The sequence below is a fragment of the Frateuria sp. GZRR35 genome, assembly GCF_051900415.1.
GTDB lineage: Bacteria > Pseudomonadota > Gammaproteobacteria > Xanthomonadales > Rhodanobacteraceae > Frateuria_A.
Genome location: NZ_JBHZGL010000001.1, coordinates 483,524 through 505,715 on the forward strand (window position 1 = coordinate 483,524; position 22,192 = coordinate 505,715).

General features: G+C 69.0%; 19 protein-coding genes. 16 read left to right on the top strand and 3 right to left on the bottom strand.

Annotated features, from left to right (window positions below; all coding sequences use genetic code 11):
- Positions 1–30 precede the first annotated feature (30 nt).
- The 5 genes from ACFWZ3_RS02085 to ACFWZ3_RS02105 all read left to right on the top strand — a co-directional run bounded on the left by ACFWZ3_RS02085 (position 31) and on the right by ACFWZ3_RS02105 (position 5,604).
- A complete protein-coding gene (locus tag ACFWZ3_RS02085) occupies positions 31–414 on the top strand; it encodes a RidA family protein (RefSeq protein ID WP_439706119.1) in 384 nt (127 codons plus the stop codon).
- Positions 415–514: 100 nt separating this feature from the next.
- Positions 515–2,629 (top strand): ATP-dependent DNA helicase RecG, encoded by a 2,115-nt coding sequence (gene recG / locus ACFWZ3_RS02090; RefSeq protein ID WP_439706120.1) that lies wholly within the window; start codon positions 515–517, stop codon positions 2,627–2,629.
- An 82-nt stretch (positions 2,630–2,711) separates the two neighbouring features.
- Complete coding sequence (locus ACFWZ3_RS02095) at positions 2,712–3,644, top strand: nucleoside hydrolase (protein ID WP_439706121.1); 933 nt, start codon at positions 2,712–2,714, stop codon at positions 3,642–3,644.
- A gap of 169 nt (positions 3,645–3,813) precedes the next feature.
- A complete protein-coding gene (locus ACFWZ3_RS02100; protein ID WP_209617464.1) occupies positions 3,814–4,059 on the top strand; it encodes a type B 50S ribosomal protein L31 in 246 nt (81 codons plus the stop codon).
- A 249-nt stretch (positions 4,060–4,308) separates the two neighbouring features.
- Positions 4,309–5,604, top strand: a complete 1,296-nt coding sequence (locus tag ACFWZ3_RS02105) for a citrate synthase (protein ID WP_439706122.1) — start codon at positions 4,309–4,311, stop codon at positions 5,602–5,604.
- 191 nt (positions 5,605–5,795) lie between these two features.
- Here the strand turns inward: ACFWZ3_RS02105 and ACFWZ3_RS02110 are convergent, their stop codons facing one another.
- Together ACFWZ3_RS02110 and ACFWZ3_RS02115 are read right to left on the bottom strand one after the other, a co-directional pair.
- A complete protein-coding gene (locus ACFWZ3_RS02110) occupies positions 5,796–6,470 on the bottom strand; it encodes a hypothetical protein (RefSeq protein WP_439706123.1) in 675 nt (224 codons plus the stop codon).
- Positions 6,471–6,542: 72 nt separating this feature from the next.
- Entirely contained in the window at positions 6,543–9,074 is a 2,532-nt protein-coding gene (locus ACFWZ3_RS02115; RefSeq protein ID WP_439706124.1) for a penicillin-binding protein 1A, read from the bottom strand.
- A gap of 251 nt (positions 9,075–9,325) precedes the next feature.
- Here ACFWZ3_RS02115 and ACFWZ3_RS02120 point away from each other — a divergent pair, with 251 nt between their 5' ends.
- The 11 genes from ACFWZ3_RS02120 to ACFWZ3_RS02170 all read left to right on the top strand — a co-directional run bounded on the left by ACFWZ3_RS02120 (position 9,326) and on the right by ACFWZ3_RS02170 (position 21,625).
- Positions 9,326–10,384 carry a pilus assembly protein PilM gene (locus ACFWZ3_RS02120; protein WP_439706125.1) on the top strand — a complete coding sequence of 353 codons (1,059 nt, stop codon included), beginning with the start codon at positions 9,326–9,328 and terminating at the stop codon, positions 10,382–10,384.
- The gene (locus ACFWZ3_RS02125) at positions 10,384–11,022 is read left to right on the top strand and encodes a PilN domain-containing protein (RefSeq protein ID WP_439706126.1); all 639 of its coding nucleotides are present in this window, start codon (positions 10,384–10,386) and stop codon (positions 11,020–11,022) included. The genes ACFWZ3_RS02120 and ACFWZ3_RS02125 overlap by 1 nt, the downstream gene beginning before the upstream one ends.
- On the top strand, positions 11,019–11,690 hold the full coding sequence (locus ACFWZ3_RS02130; protein WP_439706127.1) for a type 4a pilus biogenesis protein PilO: 672 nt from the start codon (positions 11,019–11,021) through the stop codon (positions 11,688–11,690). The genes ACFWZ3_RS02125 and ACFWZ3_RS02130 overlap by 4 nt, the downstream gene beginning before the upstream one ends.
- Positions 11,687–12,229, top strand: a complete 543-nt coding sequence (locus tag ACFWZ3_RS02135; RefSeq protein ID WP_439706128.1) for a pilus assembly protein PilP — start codon at positions 11,687–11,689, stop codon at positions 12,227–12,229. Before ACFWZ3_RS02130 ends, ACFWZ3_RS02135 begins: the two co-directional genes overlap by 4 nt.
- 53 nt (positions 12,230–12,282) lie before the next feature.
- Positions 12,283–14,481 carry a type IV pilus secretin PilQ gene (pilQ, locus tag ACFWZ3_RS02140; protein ID WP_439706129.1) on the top strand — a complete coding sequence of 733 codons (2,199 nt, stop codon included), beginning with the start codon at positions 12,283–12,285 and terminating at the stop codon, positions 14,479–14,481.
- Positions 14,482–14,644: 163 nt separating this feature from the next.
- Positions 14,645–15,640 carry an AAA family ATPase gene (locus ACFWZ3_RS02145; protein WP_439706130.1) on the top strand — a complete coding sequence of 332 codons (996 nt, stop codon included), beginning with the start codon at positions 14,645–14,647 and terminating at the stop codon, positions 15,638–15,640.
- Positions 15,640–16,569 carry a DUF58 domain-containing protein gene (locus tag ACFWZ3_RS02150; RefSeq protein WP_439706131.1) on the top strand — a complete coding sequence of 310 codons (930 nt, stop codon included), beginning with the start codon at positions 15,640–15,642 and terminating at the stop codon, positions 16,567–16,569. The genes ACFWZ3_RS02145 and ACFWZ3_RS02150 overlap by 1 nt, the downstream gene beginning before the upstream one ends.
- Positions 16,566–17,060 carry a DUF4381 family protein gene (locus ACFWZ3_RS02155; RefSeq protein WP_439706132.1) on the top strand — a complete coding sequence of 165 codons (495 nt, stop codon included), beginning with the start codon at positions 16,566–16,568 and terminating at the stop codon, positions 17,058–17,060. Before ACFWZ3_RS02150 ends, ACFWZ3_RS02155 begins: the two co-directional genes overlap by 4 nt.
- A complete protein-coding gene (locus tag ACFWZ3_RS02160) occupies positions 17,053–18,051 on the top strand; it encodes a VWA domain-containing protein (protein WP_439706133.1) in 999 nt (332 codons plus the stop codon). Before ACFWZ3_RS02155 ends, ACFWZ3_RS02160 begins: the two co-directional genes overlap by 8 nt.
- Entirely contained in the window at positions 18,048–19,943 is a 1,896-nt protein-coding gene (locus ACFWZ3_RS02165) for a VWA domain-containing protein (protein WP_439706134.1), read from the top strand. Before ACFWZ3_RS02160 ends, ACFWZ3_RS02165 begins: the two co-directional genes overlap by 4 nt.
- Positions 19,940–21,625: a BatD family protein gene (locus tag ACFWZ3_RS02170; protein WP_439706135.1), complete on the top strand. Its 1,686-nt coding sequence runs from the start codon at positions 19,940–19,942 to the stop codon at positions 21,623–21,625. Before ACFWZ3_RS02165 ends, ACFWZ3_RS02170 begins: the two co-directional genes overlap by 4 nt.
- On the opposite strand, the gene ACFWZ3_RS02175 is transcribed toward ACFWZ3_RS02170, so the two are convergent.
- Positions 21,612–22,139, bottom strand: coding sequence for an O-acetyl-ADP-ribose deacetylase (locus ACFWZ3_RS02175; RefSeq protein WP_439706136.1), 528 nt, complete (start codon positions 22,137–22,139; stop codon positions 21,612–21,614). The genes ACFWZ3_RS02170 and ACFWZ3_RS02175 overlap by 14 nt on opposite strands.
- Positions 22,140–22,192 lie beyond the last annotated feature (53 nt).

Genomic DNA, 22,192 nt, shown 5'->3' on the forward strand with positions numbered 1-22,192 from the left:
ACTTGGCTTTTCCCCACACGAGGCCACGCCATGTCCCGCAGCATCGTCTCCACCGACCAGGCCCCCGCCGCCATCGGCCCCTACTCGCAGGCCGTGCGCGCCGGCAACACGGTGTACTTCTCCGGCCAGATCCCGCTGGACCCGGCGACCGGCAACCTGGTCGAGGGCGACATCAGCACGCAGACCCGCCGCGTGTTCGAGAACCTCACCGCCGTGGCCAAGGCGGCCGGCGGCTCGCTCTCGCAGTTCGTGCGCGTGGGCATCTACGTCACCGACCTGGCCAACTTCACGGCGGTCAATGCGGTGATGGCGGACTACTTCCAGCAGCCGTACCCGGCCCGCTCCACGATCGAGGTTTCGGGGCTGCCCAAGGGCGCGCAGGTGGAAGTCGACGCGATCATGGTGCTCGACTGACCGCATGGCCTTGCCGCGCCGCGGCCTGACCGCCCGGTGCGGCATCTGCCCACATCGCCCTGCTGCATCCCGCAGTGACGCTGGGCTAGGCTAGCCATTCATGCCCGCCCGAAGCGCCAGCATCGCCGCGCCACCCGTTGCCGACCCTGGCCTTTCGCCGGTCGGCACGTTGCCGGGCGTCGGTCCGGCACTCGCCGCCGCGCTCGCGAAGATCGGGCTGGAGCGCGTGCAGGATCTGTGGTTCCACCTGCCGCTGCGCTACGAGGACAAGACCCGCATCACCACCATCGGTGACCTCAAGCCTGGCGAGCGGGCGCAGGTGCTGGGCGCGGTCGAAGCGGTCGAGCGCGGCTTCCGCTACCGGCCACAGCTGAAGGTCGCCATCGGCGACGACTCGCGGCAGACGCTGTTGCTGCGCTTCTTCCATTTCCATCGCGCGCAGGCCGACCAGCTCAAGCCCGGCGTCAGGCTGCTCTGCTATGGCGAGGTGCGCCACGGTGCGCAGGGCCTGGAGATGGTGCACCCGCAGTACCAACGGGTGGGCGAGGAGCAGGCCGTGGCGATCGACGAGCGCCTGAGCCCGATCTATCCGACCACCGAGGGCCTGGGCCAGAAGCGGTTGGCCGGCGTGATCGACAAGGCGCTCGCGCTGCTGCCGCCGGATGCGGCGCTGGAGCTCATTCCCCCGCCGCTGTGCCTGGCTCACGGACTGACCTCCCTGCGCGAGGCGCTCCTCTATGTGCACCGCCCGCCGCCGGACGCGCCGGTGGCCGACCTGACCAACGGCCGTCATCCCGCGCAGCAGCGGCTCGCCTTCGAGGAGCTGCTGACCCAGCACCTGAGCCTCAAGCGCATGCGCGCGGCCGTGCGTCGCCGGCGTGCGCCGGCGCTGGACGGCAACGGCGAACTGCGCGGCCGCTTCGTCGGCGGCCTGCCGTTCCAGCTCACTGGCGCGCAGCAGCGGGTCACGCGCGACGTGCTTGCCGACATCGCGTGCGCCAAGCCGATGCTGCGCCTCGTGCAGGGCGATGTCGGCAGTGGCAAGACGGCGGTCGCCGCACTGGCGGCGCTGGCCGCGGTGGAAGCCGGCTGGCAGGTGGCGTTGATGGCGCCCACCGAGCTGCTGGCCGAGCAGCACCTGCGCAATTTCCGCCACTGGCTGGAGCCGCTGGGCATCCATGTCGAATGGCTCGCCGGCAAGCAGCAGGGCAAGGCGCGTGCGCAGGCGCTTGCGCGCGTCACCGGCGGCGCGCCCGTGGTGATCGGTACGCATGCCCTGATGCAGGAAGGCGTGGTGTTCGCGCGGCTGGGCCTGGTCATCGTCGACGAGCAACACCGCTTCGGCGTGCAGCAGCGGCTGGCGCTGCGCGACAAGGGCCTGGAAGGCGACCTGGTGCCGCACCAGCTGGTGCTCACCGCCACGCCGATCCCGCGCACGCTCGCGATGAGCGCGTACGCGGACCTGGACGTCTCCTCCATCGACGAGCTGCCGCCCGGGCGCACGCCAGTGCAGACAGTCGCCGTGTCCAACGCGCGCCGGGTCGAGGTGATCGAGCGCATCCACGCCGCCTGCGCCGAAGGCCGCCAGGCCTACTGGGTGTGCACGCTGATCGAGGAGTCGGAACAGCTGCGTGCACAGGCGGCCGAGGTGGCGCACGCGGAGCTCGCCGCGGTACTAGAGGGTTGTTCGGTCGGGCTGATCCACGGGCGCATGAAGCCGAAGGAGAAGCAGGCCGTGATGGACGCCTTCAAGGCGGGCGAGCTTTCCGTGCTGGTGGCCACGACGGTGATCGAGGTGGGTGTGGACGTGCCCAACGCCAGCCTGATGGTGATCGAGAACAGCGAGCGACTGGGTCTGGCCCAGTTGCACCAGTTGCGCGGGCGTGTGGGGCGTGGCGCGGTCGCCTCCAATTGCGTCCTGCTCTACCAGCCGCCGCTGGGCCAGCTCGCGCGCGAGCGCCTCAACGTCATGCGCGAAACCTGCGACGGCTTCCGCATCGCCGAGAAGGACCTTCAGTTGCGCGGCCCCGGCGAGGTGCTCGGCACCCGCCAGACCGGCCAGCTCGCCTTCCGCATCGCGGACCTGGCGCGCGATGCGCCTCTGCTGCCAGCGGTCCAGCAGGTCGGCGAGGCCATGTTGCGCCAGCATCCGCGCGATGCCGAGCGGCTGATCGAACGCTGGATCGGTGCCGCCGCGCGCTACGCGCACGCCTGAGCGTTACGCATCGAGGCTCGCGTTGTTGTTTCTTCGACCGCTGGCGGTCGTAAGCTAGTCGTTTTTACCGGCGCACGACGCAATGACCCGACCCCAGCTCCTGATCGATACCGACCCCGGCGTGGATGACGCGCTTGCCATCCTGATGGCCCATGCGCACGCGGACGTCGCCGGCCTGTCCATCGCGGCGGGCAACGTCGGCCTGGAGCACACGGTGCACAACGCGCGCGTGCTGGTGGATCTGCTCGGCGCGGGCACGCCGGTGTTTCCTGGCTGCGCCACGCCACTGGTGCGCCTGCCCGAGGAGGACGCGGCCTTCGTGCATGGCCGCGACGGCTTCGGCGACGTGGGTTTCCCGCAACCGGGAACGATCGCGGCGGACGAGGCGGCTGCGCTGGCGCTGCTGCGCCTGACCCGCGAGCGGCCCGGCGAGCTGACCCTGGTGGCGCTGGCGCCGCTGACCAACGTGGCGCTGGCGCTGCGGCTGGATCCGACCCTGCCGCAGCGGGTCAGGCGCCTGGTGGTGATGGGCGGTGCGGTGACCGGGCAGGGCAACACCGGGCGCGTGCCGGCCGAGTTCAACATCGGTTTCGATCCCGAGGCCGCGCATGTGGTGTTCGAGGCGTTCGAAGATTTCGATCTGGTCGACTGGGAGCTGACCCTGCGCCATGCCTTCGACGAAGACACGTTCGACGGCTGGCTCGCCGCCGGCGACAAGCGCGCGGCCTTCTATGGAAGCATTTGCCAGGTCGCGCGCAAGACCAACCGCGAGCGCGGCCGTCGCGGGATCATTGCCGCTGATGCGCTGGCCATGGCGGTGGCGATCGATCCGGCGGTGGTGGTGCGCAGCGAGCGGCGCGCAGTCGCGGTCGAACTCGACGGCCGCTTGACCCGCGGCGCCACCGTGGTGGACTGGGCGGGCCGGCTGGGCCGCCCGGCCAACGCCAACGTGGTGCTGGAGCTGGATCAGGACCGTTTCGCGGCGATGGTGCGTGGCGCGCTCGGCGCCGGCTGACCCAGCTAGGCAAAGGCAAGAACGGAACGGTCTTTCCCTTCCCTCAGCCCTCTCCCCCGGCGGAGTCGGGGAAGAGGGCACCGGCGGCGCCCGTTCCCCTGTTGAGTTGACCCCGTCGTCACCCGCCGGCTACAATGCCGCTCTTTTCACCCGCCGCTTTGAGCCTGCCATGAAGCCTGATATCCATCCCAACTACCGCCCGGTGGTGTTCCAGGACCTGTCGTCCGACTTCGCGTTCCTGACGCGCTCGACGATCGCCACCAAGGAAACCGTCAAGTGGCAGGACGGCAACGAGTACCCGCTGGTCAAGGTGGATATCTCCAGCCATTCGCATCCGTTCTATACCGGCAAGCAGAAGACCCTCGACGTGGGCGGCCGCGTGGACAAGTTCCGCCGTCGCTACGGCCAGAAGTAAGCGAAGGTCGCTTCACGCCCGCCGCCGCGGCAGTGGCGGGTCTGACATTCCAGGACACGGGGCGGGCCAGCGGCTCGCCCCGTGTCCTTTTGCGTGTCCCTGCGGGCCATCCGCGGGCGGATGTTGGGCGGCCGATGTGCGATAATGCGTCGGTTGCATCGGTCGCTTTCCCCAGCGCGATGCCATTCCCTTGCCGGGCGGCGCCCACCGCGGATGCCCCCCGGTACGTCTTTCGAGAAGGAGGTTCCCGTGTCCGATTCCAAGGTCGTCAAGCTCGTCGATGAATCGAGCAACCGCAGCGCCGAGCTGCCCCTGCTGAGCGGCACGCTGGGCCCCTCGTGCATCGACCTGGGTACGCTGTACAAGGACACCGGCCACTTCACCTACGACCCGGGCTTCGGTTCGACGGCCAGCACCAAGAGCGCGATCACCTACATCGACGGCGACAAGGGCGTGCTGCTGTATCGCGGCTACCCGATCGAGCAGCTGGCCGAGAAGTCCACCTTCCTGGAAGTGGCCTACCTGCTGCTCAACGGCGAACTGCCCAAGAAGGACGAGTTCGCGTCCTTCGAGCACCAGATCACGCATCACACGATGATGCACGAGTCGCTGAAGAACTTCTTCCAGGGCTTCCACCACGACGCGCACCCGATGGCCATGTTGGCCGCTTCGGTCGCTTCGCTGTCGGCCTTCTACCACGACGACCTCAACGTCGATGATCCGGCCGACCGCAAGCTCGCGGCGATCCGCCTGATCGCCAAGATGCCCACCATCGCAGCGGCGTGCTACCGCTACTCGATCGGCTGGCCGTTCCGCTATCCGCGCAACAACCTCGAGTACGTCGAGCGCTTCCTGCACATGATGTTCGAGGTGCCGAGCGAGCCGCTGCAGTTGAACCCGGTGGCCGCCAAGGCGCTGGACCTGTTGTTCATCCTGCACGCCGACCACGAGCAGAACGCCTCCACCTCGACCGTCCGCCTGGTCGGTTCGACCGGCGCGAACCCTTATGCGTCGATCGCCGCAGGCATCACCGCGTTGTGGGGTCCGGCGCACGGCGGCGCCAACGAGGCGGTGCTTCAGATGCTGCAGGAGATCGGCACGCCCGATCGCGTGGACACCGCGATCAAGCGCGCCAAGGACAAGAACGACAATTTCCGCCTGATGGGCTTCGGCCATCGCGTCTACAAGAACTTCGATCCGCGCGCCAAGATCATCCGCGAGATGTGCCACAAGGTGCTTAACGAGCTGGGCGTCAACGACCCGCTGCTCGACGTGGCGATGAAGCTGGAAGAGGCGGCGCTGAAGGACGAGTACTTCGTCGAGCGCAAGCTGTACCCGAACGTCGATTTCTACTCGGGCATCATCTACAAGGCGCTGGGCATCCCGACCGAGATGTTCACCGTGATGTTCGCGATCGCCCGCACCGCCGGCTGGATCTCGCACTGGATCGAGCAGCACGAAACCCCCGGTTCGCGCATCGGTCGTCCGCGCCAGATCTATACCGGCGCCGACGTGCGCGATTACACGGCGCTCGACAAGCGCTGAGCCCAGCGGTCCTGTAGACACGAAACGCCCCGGTCATGCCGGGGCGTTTTCGTTTGCGACGCCCTCCGGAGCGCACCTGTGCGCTGGGACGCGAGGTTTTGGTTGCGTGGGAACGTCACGGACACGCGAGTGCCCGACCAGCGATGCATGGCGGTCGCGCACAGGTGCGCTTCCGCATAATGTGCAAGGGCTCAGCGGCGGGCCGCGGCCAACATCCGCTCGAATTCGTCTTCGGCAGTGGGCTCGGCCAGGAGTTCTTCCACCGCGCCCAGGGAGGCGCGGCGCATCGGCTTTTCGTCGATCCGGTCCAGCGGCGCCTGGCGCAGGGCATCGCGCGGCATCACCGTGAGATCGAAGGGCAGGCCGTCAGCGGCGAACAGCAGCACCGGGTAGTCGGCCTGCTCCTCGCGGCTCAATCGAAGCCGGCGGGTCTGCACTTCGGCCGGCACGCCGTGCTCGCGCAGGAACAGCATGACCGCGTCGGGGTCGTCGCTGAAGACGTGCAGGCAGACGGCCGAGTGCGCGTTGGCCGTGCCTTCGAGCACTGGCCCCACCAGCCGCGGGTCGAACCGGTCGAGGAAGCGCATGGCTTCCACCGCGGCCTCCCGGCGGGCGCTCAGCTGCTGTGGCTGGCTGTCCGCGTCGAACAGGCGCTGTCGCTCGCGCAGTGCGTCCTCGATTTCCTGGTTGCGCGGCAGTGCCTGCGCGTCATGGATGCCCAGGCGCTCGGCGGCCTTGAGCTTGGCGTGGTGGAAATCGCGGATGCCGTGCTCGCTCATCAGCCGGGCGGCTTCCTGGGCCACCCGCAGCCGGTTGCGCTGCTGGCGGTCCTGGGCATGGATGCGATGGTGTTCGCCGCGTGCCATGTCGCTTCTCCGGTGGGCCGGACCGGCAGCAAAGCCGATCCGGCGTGAGTGGTGCGTCGCCGCGGGCTGCCGTCAGAAGATATCGTACGGGTGCTGCTCGTCCTGGTTCTGCTGCTGCTGCGCGGCTTGGGCGCGTAGGCGGTCGACGTCCTCGACCTTGAGGATCTCGCTCATCGCGTTCGGGTCGTCGGACGCGGTGGGCAGACCGCTCTGGCGGTTGATCTGCACGGTGGCGATGCCCGGCGGCATCGGCAGCGCGTTCGAAGGCAGGCCCTTGAGCACCGTGCCCATGTATTCCATCCAGATTGGCAGCGCCGCCTGCGCGCCGAACTCGCCCACGCCATTGGCGCGACCCAGCGAGCTGAAATCGTCGAAACCCACCCACACGGACGTCGAAACGTCGCCGTTGAAGCCGACGAACCAGGCATCGCGATGGTCGTTGGTCGAGCCGGTCTTGCCGGCCAGATCGTCGCGGCCCAGCGCCTTGGCCGCATAACCGGTGCCGCGCAGGATCACGTCCTTCATCAGCGAGGTGATCAGGTAGTCGTTGCGCACGTCGATCACCTGCGGCGCGAGCAGCGGCGGGTGCGCACCCTCGCCGTGGGCGTCGGCCGGCAACACCGCATCGCCGACGCCGGCGACGGTGCTGGCGCCGGCGGGCACCTGCGCGATCGCGTTGGCCGGATGGCCGCCCACGTCAGCGGGCGGCGGGCCCGGCGGGCGGGTATCGAGCAGGCGCTCCTGGCAGGTTCGGCAGGCGCGGGTCGGGTTGGCCAGGTAGATCGGCTTGCCGTCGCGGTCGTCGATTTCCTTGATGAAGTAAGGCGAGACCAGATAGCCACCGTTGGCGAACACCGCGTAGCCCCGCGCCATGCCCATGGGCGAGACCGAGGCCGTACCCAATGCGAGTGACAGGTTCTTGGGCAGCGCATCGAGCGGAAAGCCGAACCGCGAGATGTAATCACGCGCGAAACGCACGCCGATCGCATCGAGCAGGCGTACCGACACCAGGTTCTTCGACTCCACCAGAGCCTCGCGAACGCGCATCGGGCCGTCGAACTTGCCGTCATCGTTCTCCGGCGTCCACAACCCGTTCGGCTTGGATGGGTCGGGCAGGGCGAGCGGGGCGTCGTTGACGATCGACGCGGGCGTGAAGCCGCGCTCGAACGCAGCCGAGTACAGGTATGGCTTGAAGCTGGAACCCGGTTGGCGCGCGGCCATCACGGCGCGATTGAACTTGCTCCGCAGGAAGCTGAAGCCGCCCACCAGCGCCTGGACCGAGCCGTCCTCCGGATTCACCGAGACCAGCGCGCCCTGTACCTTGGGCAGTTGGGCCAGTTCCCAGTCGCCCTTGTCGTTGCGAGCCACGCGCACGATGTCGCCGCGCTTGAGCACGTCGTCCACGTGCTTGGGCGAAGGTCCGGTGTGGTTCTCGTTGCGGTAGGGGCGCGCCCAGGCGACCGCGTCCAGGCCCAGCTCCACCGTCTGTCGGCTGGCCAGGTACAGCGTGGCCTTGCCGTTGTCGACCGCGGTGACGATCGCCGGCTGCATGCCGGAGATATCGGTGTAGCCGGACAGCAGGCGGTCCAGATCGTCGTTGCCCGCGTCTGGCGCCAGCGTCTGGTGCGCTTCGGGACCACGCCAGCCGTGGCGGCGGTCGTAGGCGATCAGGCCGTCGCGCATCGCCTCCACCGCGGCCTGCTGGCGCTCGCTGGTCACCGTGGTGCGCACCACGTAGCCCTCGGTCAGCGCATCGTTGCCCAGGCGGTCGAGTGCCTGCAGGCGCACCATCTCGGCCAGGTAGGGCGCATCCACCTCGATCGGCTGTTCGTGCGGGAAAGCGTTGTTCGGCTCGTTCACCGCCTGGTCGTATTCGGCCTTGCTGATGTAGCGGTGCTCCAGCATCTGGCCGATCACCCAGTTGCGGCGCGCCAGCATCCGCTTGGGGCTGTTGATCGGATTGACTAGCGAGGGCAACTGGAAGGTCGAGGCGATCGTGGCGCACTGGGCGATGGTCAGTTGGTCGAGCGTCTTGCCGTAGTAATACTCGGCCGCCGCCGCCACCCCGTAGGAGCGGTGTCCCAGGAACATCTTGTTGAGGTAGAGCTCCAGGATCTGGTCCTTGGTCAGCTCGTTCTCCATGCGCAGCGCGATGAAGATCTCGATCAGCTTGCGCGAGTAGAGCTTTTCCGGGCTCAGGAAGAAGTTGCGCGCGACCTGCTGGGTGATGGTCGAGCCGCCCGAGCCCTTGTCGCCACCGGAGATGATCACGTGCCAGCCGGCGCGGGCGATGCCGTGCCAGTCCACGCCCGGATGGTTGTAGAAATCGGCGTCCTCGGCCGCGAGCACGGCGTGCTTGAGCTTGTCCGGGACCTTGTCGATGTCGACCGGAATGCGTCGGGTCTCGCCGAAGGTGGCGATCAGTTTGCCGTCGGCGCTGAGCACCCGCAGCGGCACCTGCATGTGGTAGTCCTTGAGCATCGCCACCGAGGGCAGGCGAGGGGAGACCAGCCAGTAGGCGACTCCGACGGCGGCGATGGCCAGGAGCAGGCCGGTGAGGGCCAGGACCAGGGCCCAGCGCAGCAGACGCTTAAAAATTTGCATGGTTTGGAAGAGCGAGACTCAAGTCAAAACACTGTCGAGTATAGATGTTGCACTATCGATCGCCCGCCCGAACCGGGGCTGGATCGCGAAAACGGCCCATCAGGGGCAATGTCAACCAAATGTGCAGGCCATCACGCCATTTTGTTGAGAAAGTTGCCGTAGGCCGTTGCCATAGCGTTAATTTTTCGATCTAATGCCCTCGCGCATCCGCCGGTTTCCGGCCCGGGCGCCAGGGGCCAAGGGGGAAAATCGTGGGTCTGTTTACACCCAAGAAGCCGCCGCTGATCGGCGTCGACATCAGTTCGACCGCGGTCAAGCTGCTACAGCTGAGCCAGGCCGGTGGCCGTTATCGCGTGGAGCACTACGCGGTCGAGCCGCTGCCCCCCAACGCCGTGGTCGAGAAGAACATCGTCGAGGTCGAGGCGGTGGGCGAGGCGATCCGACGTGCGTTGGCGCGTTCCGGCTCCAGGCTCAAACATGCCGCCGCGGCCGTTGCCGGCTCGGCGGTCATCACGCGCATCGTGCCGATGTCCGGCGATCTGTCCGAGGAAGACCTCGAAGGCCAGATCCAGGTCGAGGCCAACCAGTACATCCCCTACCCGATCGACGAGGTCAGCCTCGACTTCGAGGTGATGGGGCCGGTGCGCGACAACCCCGACATGAACAACGTACTGCTGGCTGCCTCGCGCACCGAGAACGTGGACATGCGCGTGGCCGCGCTGGACCTGGGCGGGCTGGCCGCCGGGGTGATCGACGTGGAAGCCTTCGCGATGGAAAACGCCTTCGCGATGCTGGTCGACCAGCTCAACGTCGGCCGCGATGCACTGGTTGCCGTGGTCGACATCGGCGCCACCATGACCACGCTGTCGGTGCTGCGCCACCAGCGCACCATCTATTCACGCGAGCAGGTGTTCGGCGGCAAGCAGCTCACTGACGAGATCATGCGCCGCTACGGCCTTTCCTATGAGGAAGCGGGCCGGGCCAAGCGCAAGGGCGGCCTGCCGGAGTCCTACGAGACCGAGGCGCTGGAGCCCTTCAAGGAAGCGCTGATCCAGCAGATCAGCCGCCTGCTGCAGTTCTTCTTTGCCGGCAGCGAATACAGCAAGGTTGACCAGGTCGTGCTGGCCGGCGGTTGCGCCTCGATCGAGGGCCTGTGCCCGATGCTGGAGGAACAGCTGGGCGTGCCGTGCATGGTGGCCAATCCGCTGGCGCGCATGTCGCTGGCGCCCAAGGTGCAGGCGCAGTCGCTGGCGCAGGATGCCCCGGCGCTGATGATCGCCGTCGGCCTGGCGCTCAGGAGTTTCGACTGATGGCACACATCAACCTACTTCCCTGGCGTGCCGAACGGCGCAAGCAGCGCGAGCGGGAATTCTTCATGCAGCTGGGCGCGGCCTTCGTGGCGGCGCTGCTGGTCGTGCTGCTGTGGGTGTTCTGGATGGGCATGCGCATCGACAACCAGAACGAGCGCAACGCCTATCTGCAGGGCGAGATCAAACAGTTGGACGAGCGCATCGCCAAGATCAAGGACCTCGAGAAGGTCCGCCAGCGCCTGCTCGCCCGCAAGCAGATCATCGAGCAGCTCCAGGCCAACCGGTCGCAGATGGTCCACCTGTTCGACGAACTGGTGAAGACCATCCCGGCCAGCGTGCGCCTCACGAGCATGAAGCAGAACTCCGACTCGATGGTGCTCTACGGCGTGGCCCAGTCCAACGCCAGCGTGGCCGAATACATGCGCAACCTCGACGCCTCGCCCTGGATGGGCAACGCGGACCTGGACAAGACCGAAATCAAGTACCGCGCCGGGCGCATGCCCTACACGTTCGGCCTGAGCGTCAAGCTTAGCCAGCCGGCCGAAGAGGAGGCAGGCAAGACGCCGGTGCTGCTGCAGGGCAACGGCGCCCCCGCCGCATCGGGATCTGCGGCCGTCAGCGGGGGGGCTGCCAAATGAAGTTCTTCGACGAACTGCGCAACCTCGACCGCAACAACATCGGTGGCTGGTCCAAATCGATCAAGATCTTCTTCACCGTGCTGGTGTTCCTGGTCGTGATGTTCCTCGGCTGGTATCTGCACGTCAGTGACCAGCAGGACTCGCTGGAGACGCTGGCCGCGAAAGAGGTGTCGCTCAAGCAGGAGTTCACCCAGAAGCAGGCCAAGGCGGTCAACCTCGAAGCGCTGCAGCAGCAGCTCGACGAGATGCAGGACATGCTGCGCCAGTTGCTGCGCCAGCTGCCCAGCAAGACCGAGATGCCCGAGCTGCTGGTGGACATCTCGCAGACCGCCCTGGCTGCGGGCCTGGAAATCCAGGTGTTCGATCCGGGCACCGAGCAGCCGAAGGACTTCTACGCCGAAGAGCCGATCAACCTGAAAATGGTCGGCACCTATCACCAGTTCGGCAATTTCATCAGTGGTGTCGCTTCGCTGCCGCGTGTGGTGATCCTCACCATGCACGACGTGTCGCTGTCCACGCAGCTTCCGGTCGGCGCCAATGGCGAACCACCGCCCGGCGGACAGCTGGTGCTGCAAGGCACGGTCAAGACCTACCGCTACCTCGAAGACGAAGAAAGCGGTGAGACCAAGCCCGCCAAGGGCAAGGGCAAGGCGAGGGGGCGCAAATGAGCAGGTTCAACGCCATCAGGCCTACCCATGTGGCGCGGCTGCTGCTGATGCTGGGCACCGTGCTGCTGCTGGCCGGCTGCACCCGCGGCATGTCCGACCTGCGCGACTGGGTCGCCCAGGAAAAGAGCAAGAAGGGCGCGCCGATCCCGCCGCTGCCAGTGATCAAGACGTTCGAGACCTTCCAGTATTCCGATGACGGCAAGCGCGATCCGTTCAGCGCGAGCACCGCCGAACTGCAGCCGAGCGGCCCGTCGAACGGACCGCGCCCCGACGAGGGGCGGGCCAAGGAGCCGCTCGAGATGTTCGCGCTGGACAGCCTCAAGATGGTGGGTACGGTCGGCACCGGCGCAGGTATCGAAGCGCTGGTGAAGGATCCCGGTGGCGTGATCCACCGTGTCCACATCAATGAATACATGGGGCAGAACTACGGTCGGGTCACCGACATCGCGGAAGACCACATCGACCTGGTCGAGCTGGTTTCCAATGGCAATGGCGGCTGGATGGAACGTTCGGCCAGCATCGGGCTCGGCGACAAATGAACACAGGGGCTGACGCAATGAGCAACCACATCCAACCTGTCCGGGGCCGAGCCATGCGCCAAGCACGCCGCTGCCTGTTGACCGGCCTGCTGATGACCGCCGCCGCATGGGCCGGCGATGCCGTGGCAGCCAGCAACACGCTCAAGGGAATCAGTTACGACACGTTGCCGGGGGGCAAGGTCGAACTGCACATGAACTTCGCCGGCGGACCGCCGCCGGAGCCGCGCATCTTCACCACCGGCAATCCGCCGCGCATCGCGGTGGATTTCGCCGACACTGCCAACGCCGCACCGCGCCACCTGGACATCGGCAAGGGCTCGACCTCGGGCGTCTCGGCGGTTTCCGCCGGCGGGCGCACCCGCGTCGTGGTCGAACTTATGCGCGATGCCTCCTACGCCACGCGCGTGGACGGCAACGACCTGGTGATGACCGTCAACAACGGCACCGCCGCGCAAACCACCACCACCGCCTCGGCGGTCGATCCGACCAAGGCGCTGCCTTCGGCCATGAACGGCCCCTCGGTCTCCAGCATCGACTTCCGTCGCGGGCCGAACGGTGAAGGCCGCGTGCTGATCGGCTTCAGCGGCGCCGGCGCGGATGCCGACATGCACCGCGAGGGTGGCAAGCTCATCGTCAACCTGAGCCACGTGAAGCTGCCGGCCGAACAGGCCCAGCGCCTGGACGTGCTCGACTTCGCCACGCCGGTGCAGTCGATCACCACCCGCGCCGGCATGGGCGGTGGTGCGCACATGGAAATCGATTTCAAGGGCAACGTGGAGACCTCCTCCTACCAGACCGCCGACCAGTACGTGGTCGAGGTCGCGCCCAAGAAGGACGCCGCAGCCGCTGACGGCAAGCTCGCCCAGGGCCAGCCCCAGGCCTACAACGGCACCCGCGTGACCTTCAATTTCCAGGACATCCCGGTACGTGCCGCGTTGCAGTTCATCGCGGAGATGTCCAAGAAGAACCTGGTGGTGGCCGACAGCGTGGGCGGCAGCGTTACCCTGCGGCTGGTCAACGTGCCATGGGACCAGGCGCTGGACGTCATCCTGCGTGCCAAGGGCCTGGACAAGCGCAGTGACGGCAACGTCATCTGGATCGCTCCGCAGCAGGAGCTGGCCAACTACGAGCAGAACCTGGCCGAGGCGCGCCTGAAGGCTGAGGACACCGCCGAGCTCGTCACCGACTACGTGCCGATCAGCTACGGCAAGGCGGCCGACATCGCCAAACTCCTGACCAGCGGCAGCAAGGGCGGCGCCGGTGGCAGTGGCGGCAGTGGCAGCCGCGGCTTCCTCTCGCCCCGCGGCAGCGTCTCGTACGACGAGCGCACCAACACCCTGCTCCTCAACGAAACACCCGACAAGATTCGGGAACTGCGTGAGTTGATCGGCGTGCTCGACCGCCCGGTACAGCAGGTGCTGATCGAATCGCGCATCGTGGTGGCCACCGACGACTTCACCCGCGAGCTGGGCGTCAAGTGGGGCGTGCAGGCGCTGCACACCACCAGCGGCGGCAACGTGATCACCACCGCTCCGCAGGGCGGGGCCAATGGTGCTGGCAGCATGGCCATCGAGCGTGGCAACAACAACTCCGGTGCACCCAACGCCACGAACGTGACGACCTATCAGACGGGCGCAGGTGGCTTCAACGTGAACCTGCCGGCGGCCAATCCGATGGGCAGCTTCGGCCTGGCGATCCTGGGTGCGAACTACCTGGTCGACCTGGAACTTTCCGCTGCGCAGACCGAAGGTCGTGGCGAGGTCATCTCCAGCCCGCGCGTGATCACCGCCAACCAGCAGGAAGCGGTCATCCGCCAGGGCCAGCAGATCGGCTACGTGACCTACCAGAACAGCGCCACCGGTTCGGCCGGCAGCGGCACCGCCACGGTGCAGTTCAAGGACGCCGTGCTTGAGCTGCGCGTAACCCCGACGATCACCGCCGACAGCCGCGTGTACCTGAAGATCAACGTCAAGAAGGACGCGCTGGCCAAGTTCATCGATGCCCCGGGCAGTGGCCAGGTGCCGCAGATCGACACCCGCGAAATCAACACCTCGGTGCTGGTGGACAACGGTCAGACGGTGGTGCTCGGTGGCATCTACGAGATCACCAAGGCCAACACCATCAGCAAGGTGCCGGGCCTGGGTGACATCCCCGGTCTGGGCGCGCTGTTCCGCAAGACGGTCAAGAACAACAACAAGGCGGAACTGCTGATCTTCGTGACGCCGCGCATTCTCAGCGAAACGCTGCAGTAAGCGCACGACACCATGGAACAAGGGGCGGCCTCGGGCCGCCCTTTTTCTTTCCGGGGCATGCGAACGCGACCATGCGGACCGGCACACGCGGCGCCTGCACGGGCACGCCTAAACTTCCGGGCGTTGGCGCGGTCAGTACCGCGTTGCCTTCTCTGGATAGCCGATGGACACACCGCAGACCGCCGCCCCCAACCGCCTGCAGCAGGCCTTCGTGCATCTGCGCGAGGAACTGCAGCGCGAGGTGATCGGCCAACCGCACCTGATCGACTGCCTGCTGATCGCGCTGCTGGCCGATGGCCACCTGCTGGTCGAGGGTGCGCCGGGCCTGGCGAAGACCACCGCGGTCAAGGCGCTGGCCGCGCGCATAGAGGCCGACTTTCACCGCGTGCAGTTCACGCCCGACCTGCTGCCGGCCGACCTCACCGGTACCGACGTGTTCCGCCCGCAGGCGGGCAGCTTCGAGTTCGAGCGCGGGCCGTTGTTCCACAACATCGTGCTTGCGGACGAGATCAATCGCGCACCGGCCAAGGTGCAGTCGGCGCTGCTCGAAGCCATGGCCGAACGGCAGATCACCGTTGGCCGCAGCACCTGGCGCCTGCCGGATCTGTTCCTGGTGATGGCCACGCAGAACCCGATCGAGCAGGAAGGCACCTTCGCACTGCCCGAGGCGCAGTTGGACCGCTTCGTGATGCACGTGACGATCGGCTACCCCGACGCGGCGTCGGAGCTGGCGATCCTCAAGCTGGCCCGTGAACAGGCGCGTCGCGCGCTGCATCCGGCGGCGCCGCCGCGTGCGCTGCTCAGCCAGGCCGACGTGTTCGCCGCGCGCGACGCCGCGCTCGAGGTGCACGTGGCGCCAGCGCTGGAGGAATACCTCGCACAAGTGGTGCTGGCCACCCGCGATGCCGGCCGCTACGGCCAGGAACTGAAGCGCTGGATCGCCTGGGGCGCCAGCCCGCGCGCGACCATCGCACTGGACCGTTGCGCCCGCGCGCATGCCTGGCTGGCCGGACGCGACTACGCCTTGCCCGAGGACGTGCATGGCGTGGTGCACGAAGTGCTGCGCCACCGCGTGCTGCTCAGTTACGAGGCCGAAGCCGAGGGCGTGCGCAGCGACCAGGTCATCGATCGCCTGCTGGATCTCGTGCCGCTGCCGTGATGTCCGCCGTGCCCGTGCGCACCGACGGCGACGGCCGCGCTACCGTCTCGCTGGCCGAACTGCTCGCGCTGCGCGCGCGGGTCGGTCGCGTGCGCCCGCTGCCGCTCGACAGTCGCGCCGCCCACGCCGGCCAGCAGGCCAGCCGTCTCTACGGCCGCGGCATGGACTACGCCGAATCGCGCGTCTACCAGCCGGGCGACGACGTGCGCCGGCTCGACTGGCGGCTCACCGCCCGTAGCGGCGAACTGCACACCAAGCTGTTCCAGGAAGAGCGCGAGGGCAGGCTGCTGATCCTGCTCGACACCCACGCGAGCATGCGCTTCGGCACCCGCGTGCGTTTCAAGTCGGTACAGGCCGCGCGCGCTGCCGCACTGGCCGCCTGGTATGCGGTGCGTGCCGGCGAGCGCGTCGGCGCGATGGCCTTCGGCAACGCCCAGCATCTGCTCAAGCCGCGCGGTGGAGCACGGGGCGCGGTAGCCCTGTGCGGCGCACTGGCCGATTGGGATACCGGTATCGCCACCCCCCGAAACGACGAGCCCCTGTCCGAGGCGCTCGCTCGCGCCGGCCGCCTGCATGGCGCCAGCCGCGTGCTGTTGATCAGCGACGGCCTGAGCTGCGACGAGGCGGCACGCGGCCGCCTGCGTGAAGTGACGCGGCATGCCCGGGTCGCCGTGCTGGTGGTGGCCGATGCACTCGAGCGCGATCTGCCCCCGCCCGGGCGCTACCCGTTCGAGCATGCCGGCGAACGCCGCGAAGTCAGCCTGGAAGGGATACGTCAGCGCAGCGAGTTCCAGCATGCGCTCGGCGCGGGCCAGGCGCGCCTGGTGGCGCTGGCCCAGTCGCTGGGACTGCGCTGGCGCAGCATCGACACCGTGGCCGATCCGCTGGAGTCGCTCACGGCGCTGCTCGGCGCGAGGCCCGCCCGATGACGCGACTCCTGCCCACGCCCCAGGGCCCCGATTTGCGGGACATCCACCTGCCGCCGGCGCCGCCGTGGTGGCCGCCGGCACCGGGATGGTGGCTGCTCGCGGCGCTCGGGCTGGTACTGCTCGGCATCGGCGTGTGGTTGTCGTTGCGCGCGCGGAAGCGGCGGCAGCGCCGCGCCCGCATCCTTGCCGAGGTCGATGCCCAGGCCGCCCGCCACGCGGCGGACGCGCAGGCGTTGGCCGCCGGGTTGCATCAACTGCTGCGCCGCGTGGCGCGCACCGCGGATCCCGCCGCCGCGCGGCTGAGCGGAGAGGCCTGGCGCGCGGCGCTGGCATGCGTGCCGGTCGACGCGCCGACGCTGCAGCGCCTGTTCACGCTGGAGCGCGCGATGTACCGGCCGCAACCCTACGACACCCACGCCATGCTCGACGCCGTGCGCCGCTGGCTGCGGAGCGCACTCGCGACCCAGCGCCGGAGGCTGCACCGTGCCTGAGTTCGCCTGGCCCGACTTCGCCTGGCCCTGGGTGGCGCTGCTGTTGCCGCTGCCCTGGCTGCTGCGCCGCTGGCTGCGCCCGCTGCCGCCCGGACAGGCCTTGCACCTGCCGCATCCGGGCGTGGCGCTGGCGGCGATCGAGCGACAGCCGGGTCGCGGCGGAGCCAACTGGTGGCTGGCGCTGGCCTGGCTGTGCCTGGTCGCCGCGGCCGCGCGTCCGCAGTGGGTTGGACCACCGCAGGCGCAACAGCGCAGCGGGCGCGCGATGCTGCTGGCGATCGACCTGTCCGGCAGCATGCGCACCGAGGACATGCATCTGGCCGGACAGGACGTCAGCCGCTTCGAGGCCGTCGAGACCATCGCCAGCGACTTCATCGCGCGCCGCGCGGGCGACGAGCTGGGACTGGTGCTGTTTGGCAGCCGCGCCTTCCTGGTCACGCCGCTGACCTACGACCTCGACGCGGTGCGTGCGCAGCTGAAAGGCTCGGCCGTCGGCCTGGCCGGCACCGAAACGGCGATCGGCGACGCCATCGCCGTGGCGGTCAAGCGCCTGGCGGGCCTGCCGCAGCAGGCGCGCGTGCTGGTGCTGCTCACCGATGGCGTCAACAACGCCGGCAACATCGCCCCCGAACAGGCCGCCGCGGCGGCCAAGGCAGCCGGCGTGCGCGTCTACACCATTGGCGTGGGCGCCACGCAGATGCGCGTTCCGGACTTCTTCGGCATGCGCCTGGTCAACCCGTCAGCCGACCTCGACGAGGCGATGCTGACGACGATCGCCGAAGACACCGGCGGGCGATTCTTCCGCGCCACCGACACGCACCAACTGGCCGCCGCCTACCAGACCATCGACACGCTCGAACCGATGCCCCAGCACGGCCCGGTGTTGCGCCCGCGCCACGAGCTGTTCCGCGTGCCGCTCGGCGCGGCGATGCTGCTGCTTGCGCTGGCCCTTGCCTCCCGCGCGGGCGCCTGGCGGGAGCGTCTGGCATGAGCGAGGCGCTGCACCAGTTCCATTTCCTGCGGCCGCTCTGGCTCTGGCTGCTGCTCGCCCTGCCGCTGCTGGCATGGCTGGCCACGCGAGGGCAGGGCGCACGGGCGCAACTGGAAAAGCTGGTCGATCCGGAGCTGCTGCCGCACCTGCTCTACGGCCGCACGCAGCGCCGCAGCGTGCCGCCTGCCCTGCTGGCGCTGGGTTGGGTGCTTGCGGTGCTGGCGTTCGCCGGGCCGAGCTGGAGCCGCGTGGCGCAACCGCTGTTTGCCGACCGCGCGGCGCAGGTGGTGGCGATTTCGCTGTCCGGGCACATGCTGGCGCGCGACGTGACGCCGAGCCGGCTCGATCGCGCGCGCTACAAGGTGCGCGATCTGTTCAGTGCAAACCGGGGCGGGCTCAACGGCCTGGTCGCCTACGCGGGCGAGGCGTTCGTGGTCGCGCCGCTGACCAGCGACGCCAACAGCCTCAACGATCTGCTCGACGCCCTTTCGCCGGACACCATGCCGGTCGAGGGCGACAATGCCGCCGCGGCGATCGCGCGCGGCGCGGAGCTGATCCGCGACGCCAAGGTCGGTGGCGGCTCGCTCGTGCTGGTCACCGATGACGCGGGCACCGATGCCCTGCAGGCCGCCCGCCAGGCCCGCGCCGATGGCGTGCGCGTATCGGTGCTGGGCGTAGGCACGAGCAAGGGCGGCCCGGTGCCGCTGGCCGAAGGCGGCTTCCTGCGTGATGCCAACGGCGAGGTCGCCATGGCCGCGCGCGACGATGCCGCGCTTGCCGCCCTCGCCACGGCTGGCGGTGGCCGCTACGTCCCGATGCGCGCGGACCACGCCGACATCGACGCGCTGCAGGGCCAGCTGCGCACCGGCGATGCCGATGCCGCCACCGGGCAGGCAAGCGCGCAGTGGGAAGACCGCGGCCCCTGGCTGCTGCTGCCGCTGCTGCCCCTGCTCGCACTGGCCTTCCGCCGCGGCTGGCTGTTGCTGCTGCCGCTGGTGCTGGTACCGCTGCTGGCGCCCACTCGCGCCGAAGCCGGTACCTGGCAGGACCTGTGGCAACGCCGCGACCAGCAGGCCGCGCAGGCGTTACGCCAAGGACAGCCGAAGCAGGCGCTCGCGCTCGCCCGCGATCCGGCGTTGCGTGGCGCGGCCGCCTACCGCACCGGCGACTACGACAAGGCGATCGACGCCCTGCAACCGATCGACACTACGGACGCGCAGTACAACCTCGGCAACGCCCTGGCCAAGGCGGGCCGCTACCAGGACGCGCTGGCCGCCTACGACCGCGCGCTTGCACTCGATCCGGCCAACGCCGACGCCGCCGCCAACCGCAAAGCGGTCGAGGACTGGCTGCGCCGCCAGCCGCCGCCGCAGGATTCGGACGCCGACGCGCAAAACCAGAACGGCGACAAGTCTTCGCACTCGAAGCAGGGCCAGGGCGACGAGCAGTCGAAGAAGGACAGCCAGGGCAACCGCCGCGGCGAGCAGCAGGACGGCAAGCAGGACAGCCAGGGCCAGCAGGGGAAGGGCCAGCAGCAGCCCAACGTCCAGGGCAACCAGGACGGTGCGCGCAACGGCGAACAGCGTGAACAGCAGGGCGCCACCCGTCCGCTGACCGCGCAGGAACGCGCCGCGCAACAGGCACGCATGGCGCGCGCGGGCGAGGCGCTCAAGCAGCAGATGGATCGTGCGCTGGGCGACAAGGCCAAGGCCCAGGGCAGCGAACACCAGCTCGGCGCGCTGGACAAGGACGACCCGCAGGCGCGCCTGCCGGCCGAACTGCGCCAGGCGCTGCAGCGCGTGCCGGACGATCCGGGCGCGTTGCTGCGGCGCAAGTTCGAACTGGAATACCGCCAGCGCCACGGCGTGGCGAATCCGGAGGACCTGCCGTGAGGCGATGGGTCGCGTGGTTCCTGCTCGCCCTGCTGCCGGTGCTGGCGCACGCGGCGCAGGTGCAGGCCTCGCTCGATCGCAGCCAGGTGCAGCTGGGCGAAACGGTCACGCTCAACCTGCGCGTCGAAGGCGGCGGCCTGGCGCAGGCGCCGGACCTGTCCGCGCTGGGCTCCGATTTCGAGGTGCTCGGCCGCTCCAGCAACACCAGCGTGAGCATCGTCAACGGTCAGCGCAGCATGCAGTTCACTGTCGGCATTGCACTGCGGCCCACGCATGCCGGCCAGCTGACGATTCCGTCGCTGGACTTCGCCGGCGAGCACACCCAGCCGCTGACGCTGACGGTTACGCCGGCCGATCCCCGCGTCGCGGCCAACAGCGGCAAGGCGGTGTTCCTCGAAGCCGGCGCACAGCCGACCACGGTGCGCGTGGGCCAGCAACTGCTGTTCACCGTGAGGCTGTATTTCGCCGGCAGCCTGAGCAGCGGCTCGCTGGAGGATCCGCGGCTGCCCGGCATCGACGCGCGCCGGCTCGGGGACGACCTGGACTACGACGTGGTACGCGGCGGTCGCATCTACCACGTGATCGAGCGGCGCTACGCGCTGATCCCGCAGCACGCTGGCGTCATGGACATCCCGCCGCTGCAGTTCCAGGGCGAGCTGATCGATCCGACCGACCCGGACAGCTTCTTCGCCATGGGCACGCCCGCAACGGCGGCCTCGCCCGCCGTTTCGATCGACGTGCAACCGGTACCGGCCAAGTGGGGCAGCAGCGCCTGGCTGCCGGCGCGTGCGCTGAGCCTGACCCTGGAGGGCATCCCCGCCGACGGCAAGGCGCGTGTCGGCCAACCGCTGGACCTGGCGATGACCCTGCAGGCGACCGGCCTGCCTTACGAGGCCATGCCTGCGCTGAGCCTGCCGGACCTCAAGGGCGCCACGGTCTATCCCGACAAGCCGGTGACCGGCACCCGCAACGACGGCCAGTGGCTGATCGGCCGGCGCCAGCAGAACTTCGCCGTGGTCCCCAGCCAGGTCGGTACGCTCACCATTCCGTCGATCACGCTCAAGTGGTGGAACGTGCAGAGCGGCCAGGCCGAGGAAGCGCGCATCGCGGCGCATACGCTGACCGTGCTTCCCGCGGCGGCCGGCTCGGCGGCGCCGGCGGCGAGTGCGCCCGCGCCGGCGAGCTCCGCGCCCGCGCCAGTCGCCGTGGCGACGCCAGCCACGGCCGCGTCGGGGCGCGCGCCCGCCTGGCGCCTGTTGGTGCTGATCGCCGTGGCCGTGCTGCTGTTCGGCGGTGCGCTGGCCGCGTGGTGGATCTGGCGTCGGCGCGTGCGTCCGGACGCCGATGCAGTGGTGTCCGCCACCCCGTCCCACCGTGCGCTGCGCCTGGCGTTCCTCGCTGCCGCGCGCGGCAGCGACGCGGCCGCCCAAGCGCACGCGCTGCTTGCCTGGGCGCGCGCGGAGCGGCCGGGGCTGGCCGGCCTGGGCGCGCTCGGCGAGGCGCTGGCATCGGTCGCCCAGCGAGAGGCGATCGAAGCGCTGCAGCGCCGCCGCTTCGCCGCGGACGCAAGCGGTGCGGCCCCCGACCTGGCAAGCGCGTTCCGGCAGGGCTTCCAGTGGCGCGAGCCGCCCTCGGGCGAGGAACCGCCGCTGCCGCCGCTCTACCCGTTCAAGCTGCGTTGAACACGCGCTGCCACAGTTGCGTCATCGCCCCATTGAGGAAGCACACACGCACGTCCATCGCCGGCGCGCTCAGCCGGGCGAGCGTCCTGCGCAGACTGGCGCAGGCGACCTCGGCGGCAAGTTCCGGCGGGTAGCCGTAGGCGCCGCAGCTGATCGCGGGAAAGGCGATCGAGCGCAGGCCATGCTCGCGCGCCAGCTCCAGCGCGTTGCGGTAACAGGCGGCGAGCAGTTCCGGTTCGCCATGGCCGCCGCCGCGCCAGACCGGCCCCACGGTGTGGATCACCCAGGTGGCGGGGAGGTCAAAGCCCGGCGTGATGCGCGCCTCGCCGGTCGGACAGCGCACGTCGGCCGACGCCTCCGGCAGCGACCGGCAGGCTTCGAGCAGGCGGGGGCCGGCCGCGCGGTGGATCGCGCCGTCGACACCGCCGCCGCCGAGCAGCTGCCGGTTGGCGGCATTGACGATGGCATCGACCGCAAGTCGGGTCAGGTCGGCAGTAAGCAGGGTAATGGACATGGACAATAGTGTTTCGCGCAGGCCGCGCTTTATGCTTTGACTTGGGACGGGAG

Coding starts and splice junctions, on each gene's coding strand:
- ACFWZ3_RS02085 (WP_439706119.1), top strand. CDS start 31: ATGTCCCGCAGCATCGTCTCCACCGACCAGGCCCCCGCCGCCATCGGC.
- recG (WP_439706120.1), top strand. CDS start 515: ATGCCCGCCCGAAGCGCCAGCATCGCCGCGCCACCCGTTGCCGACCCT.
- ACFWZ3_RS02095 (WP_439706121.1), top strand. CDS start 2,712: ATGACCCGACCCCAGCTCCTGATCGATACCGACCCCGGCGTGGATGAC.
- ACFWZ3_RS02100 (WP_209617464.1), top strand. CDS start 3,814: ATGAAGCCTGATATCCATCCCAACTACCGCCCGGTGGTGTTCCAGGAC.
- ACFWZ3_RS02110 (WP_439706123.1), bottom strand. CDS start 6,470: ATGGCACGCGGCGAACACCATCGCATCCATGCCCAGGACCGCCAGCAG.
- ACFWZ3_RS02115 (WP_439706124.1), bottom strand. CDS start 9,074: ATGCAAATTTTTAAGCGTCTGCTGCGCTGGGCCCTGGTCCTGGCCCTC.
- ACFWZ3_RS02125 (WP_439706126.1), top strand. CDS start 10,384: ATGGCACACATCAACCTACTTCCCTGGCGTGCCGAACGGCGCAAGCAG.
- ACFWZ3_RS02130 (WP_439706127.1), top strand. CDS start 11,019: ATGAAGTTCTTCGACGAACTGCGCAACCTCGACCGCAACAACATCGGT.
- ACFWZ3_RS02135 (WP_439706128.1), top strand. CDS start 11,687: ATGAGCAGGTTCAACGCCATCAGGCCTACCCATGTGGCGCGGCTGCTG.
- pilQ (WP_439706129.1), top strand. CDS start 12,283: ATGCGCCAAGCACGCCGCTGCCTGTTGACCGGCCTGCTGATGACCGCC.
- ACFWZ3_RS02145 (WP_439706130.1), top strand. CDS start 14,645: ATGGACACACCGCAGACCGCCGCCCCCAACCGCCTGCAGCAGGCCTTC.
- ACFWZ3_RS02150 (WP_439706131.1), top strand. CDS start 15,640: ATGTCCGCCGTGCCCGTGCGCACCGACGGCGACGGCCGCGCTACCGTC.
- ACFWZ3_RS02155 (WP_439706132.1), top strand. CDS start 16,566: ATGACGCGACTCCTGCCCACGCCCCAGGGCCCCGATTTGCGGGACATC.
- ACFWZ3_RS02165 (WP_439706134.1), top strand. CDS start 18,048: ATGAGCGAGGCGCTGCACCAGTTCCATTTCCTGCGGCCGCTCTGGCTC.
- ACFWZ3_RS02175 (WP_439706136.1), bottom strand. CDS start 22,139: ATGTCCATTACCCTGCTTACTGCCGACCTGACCCGACTTGCGGTCGAT.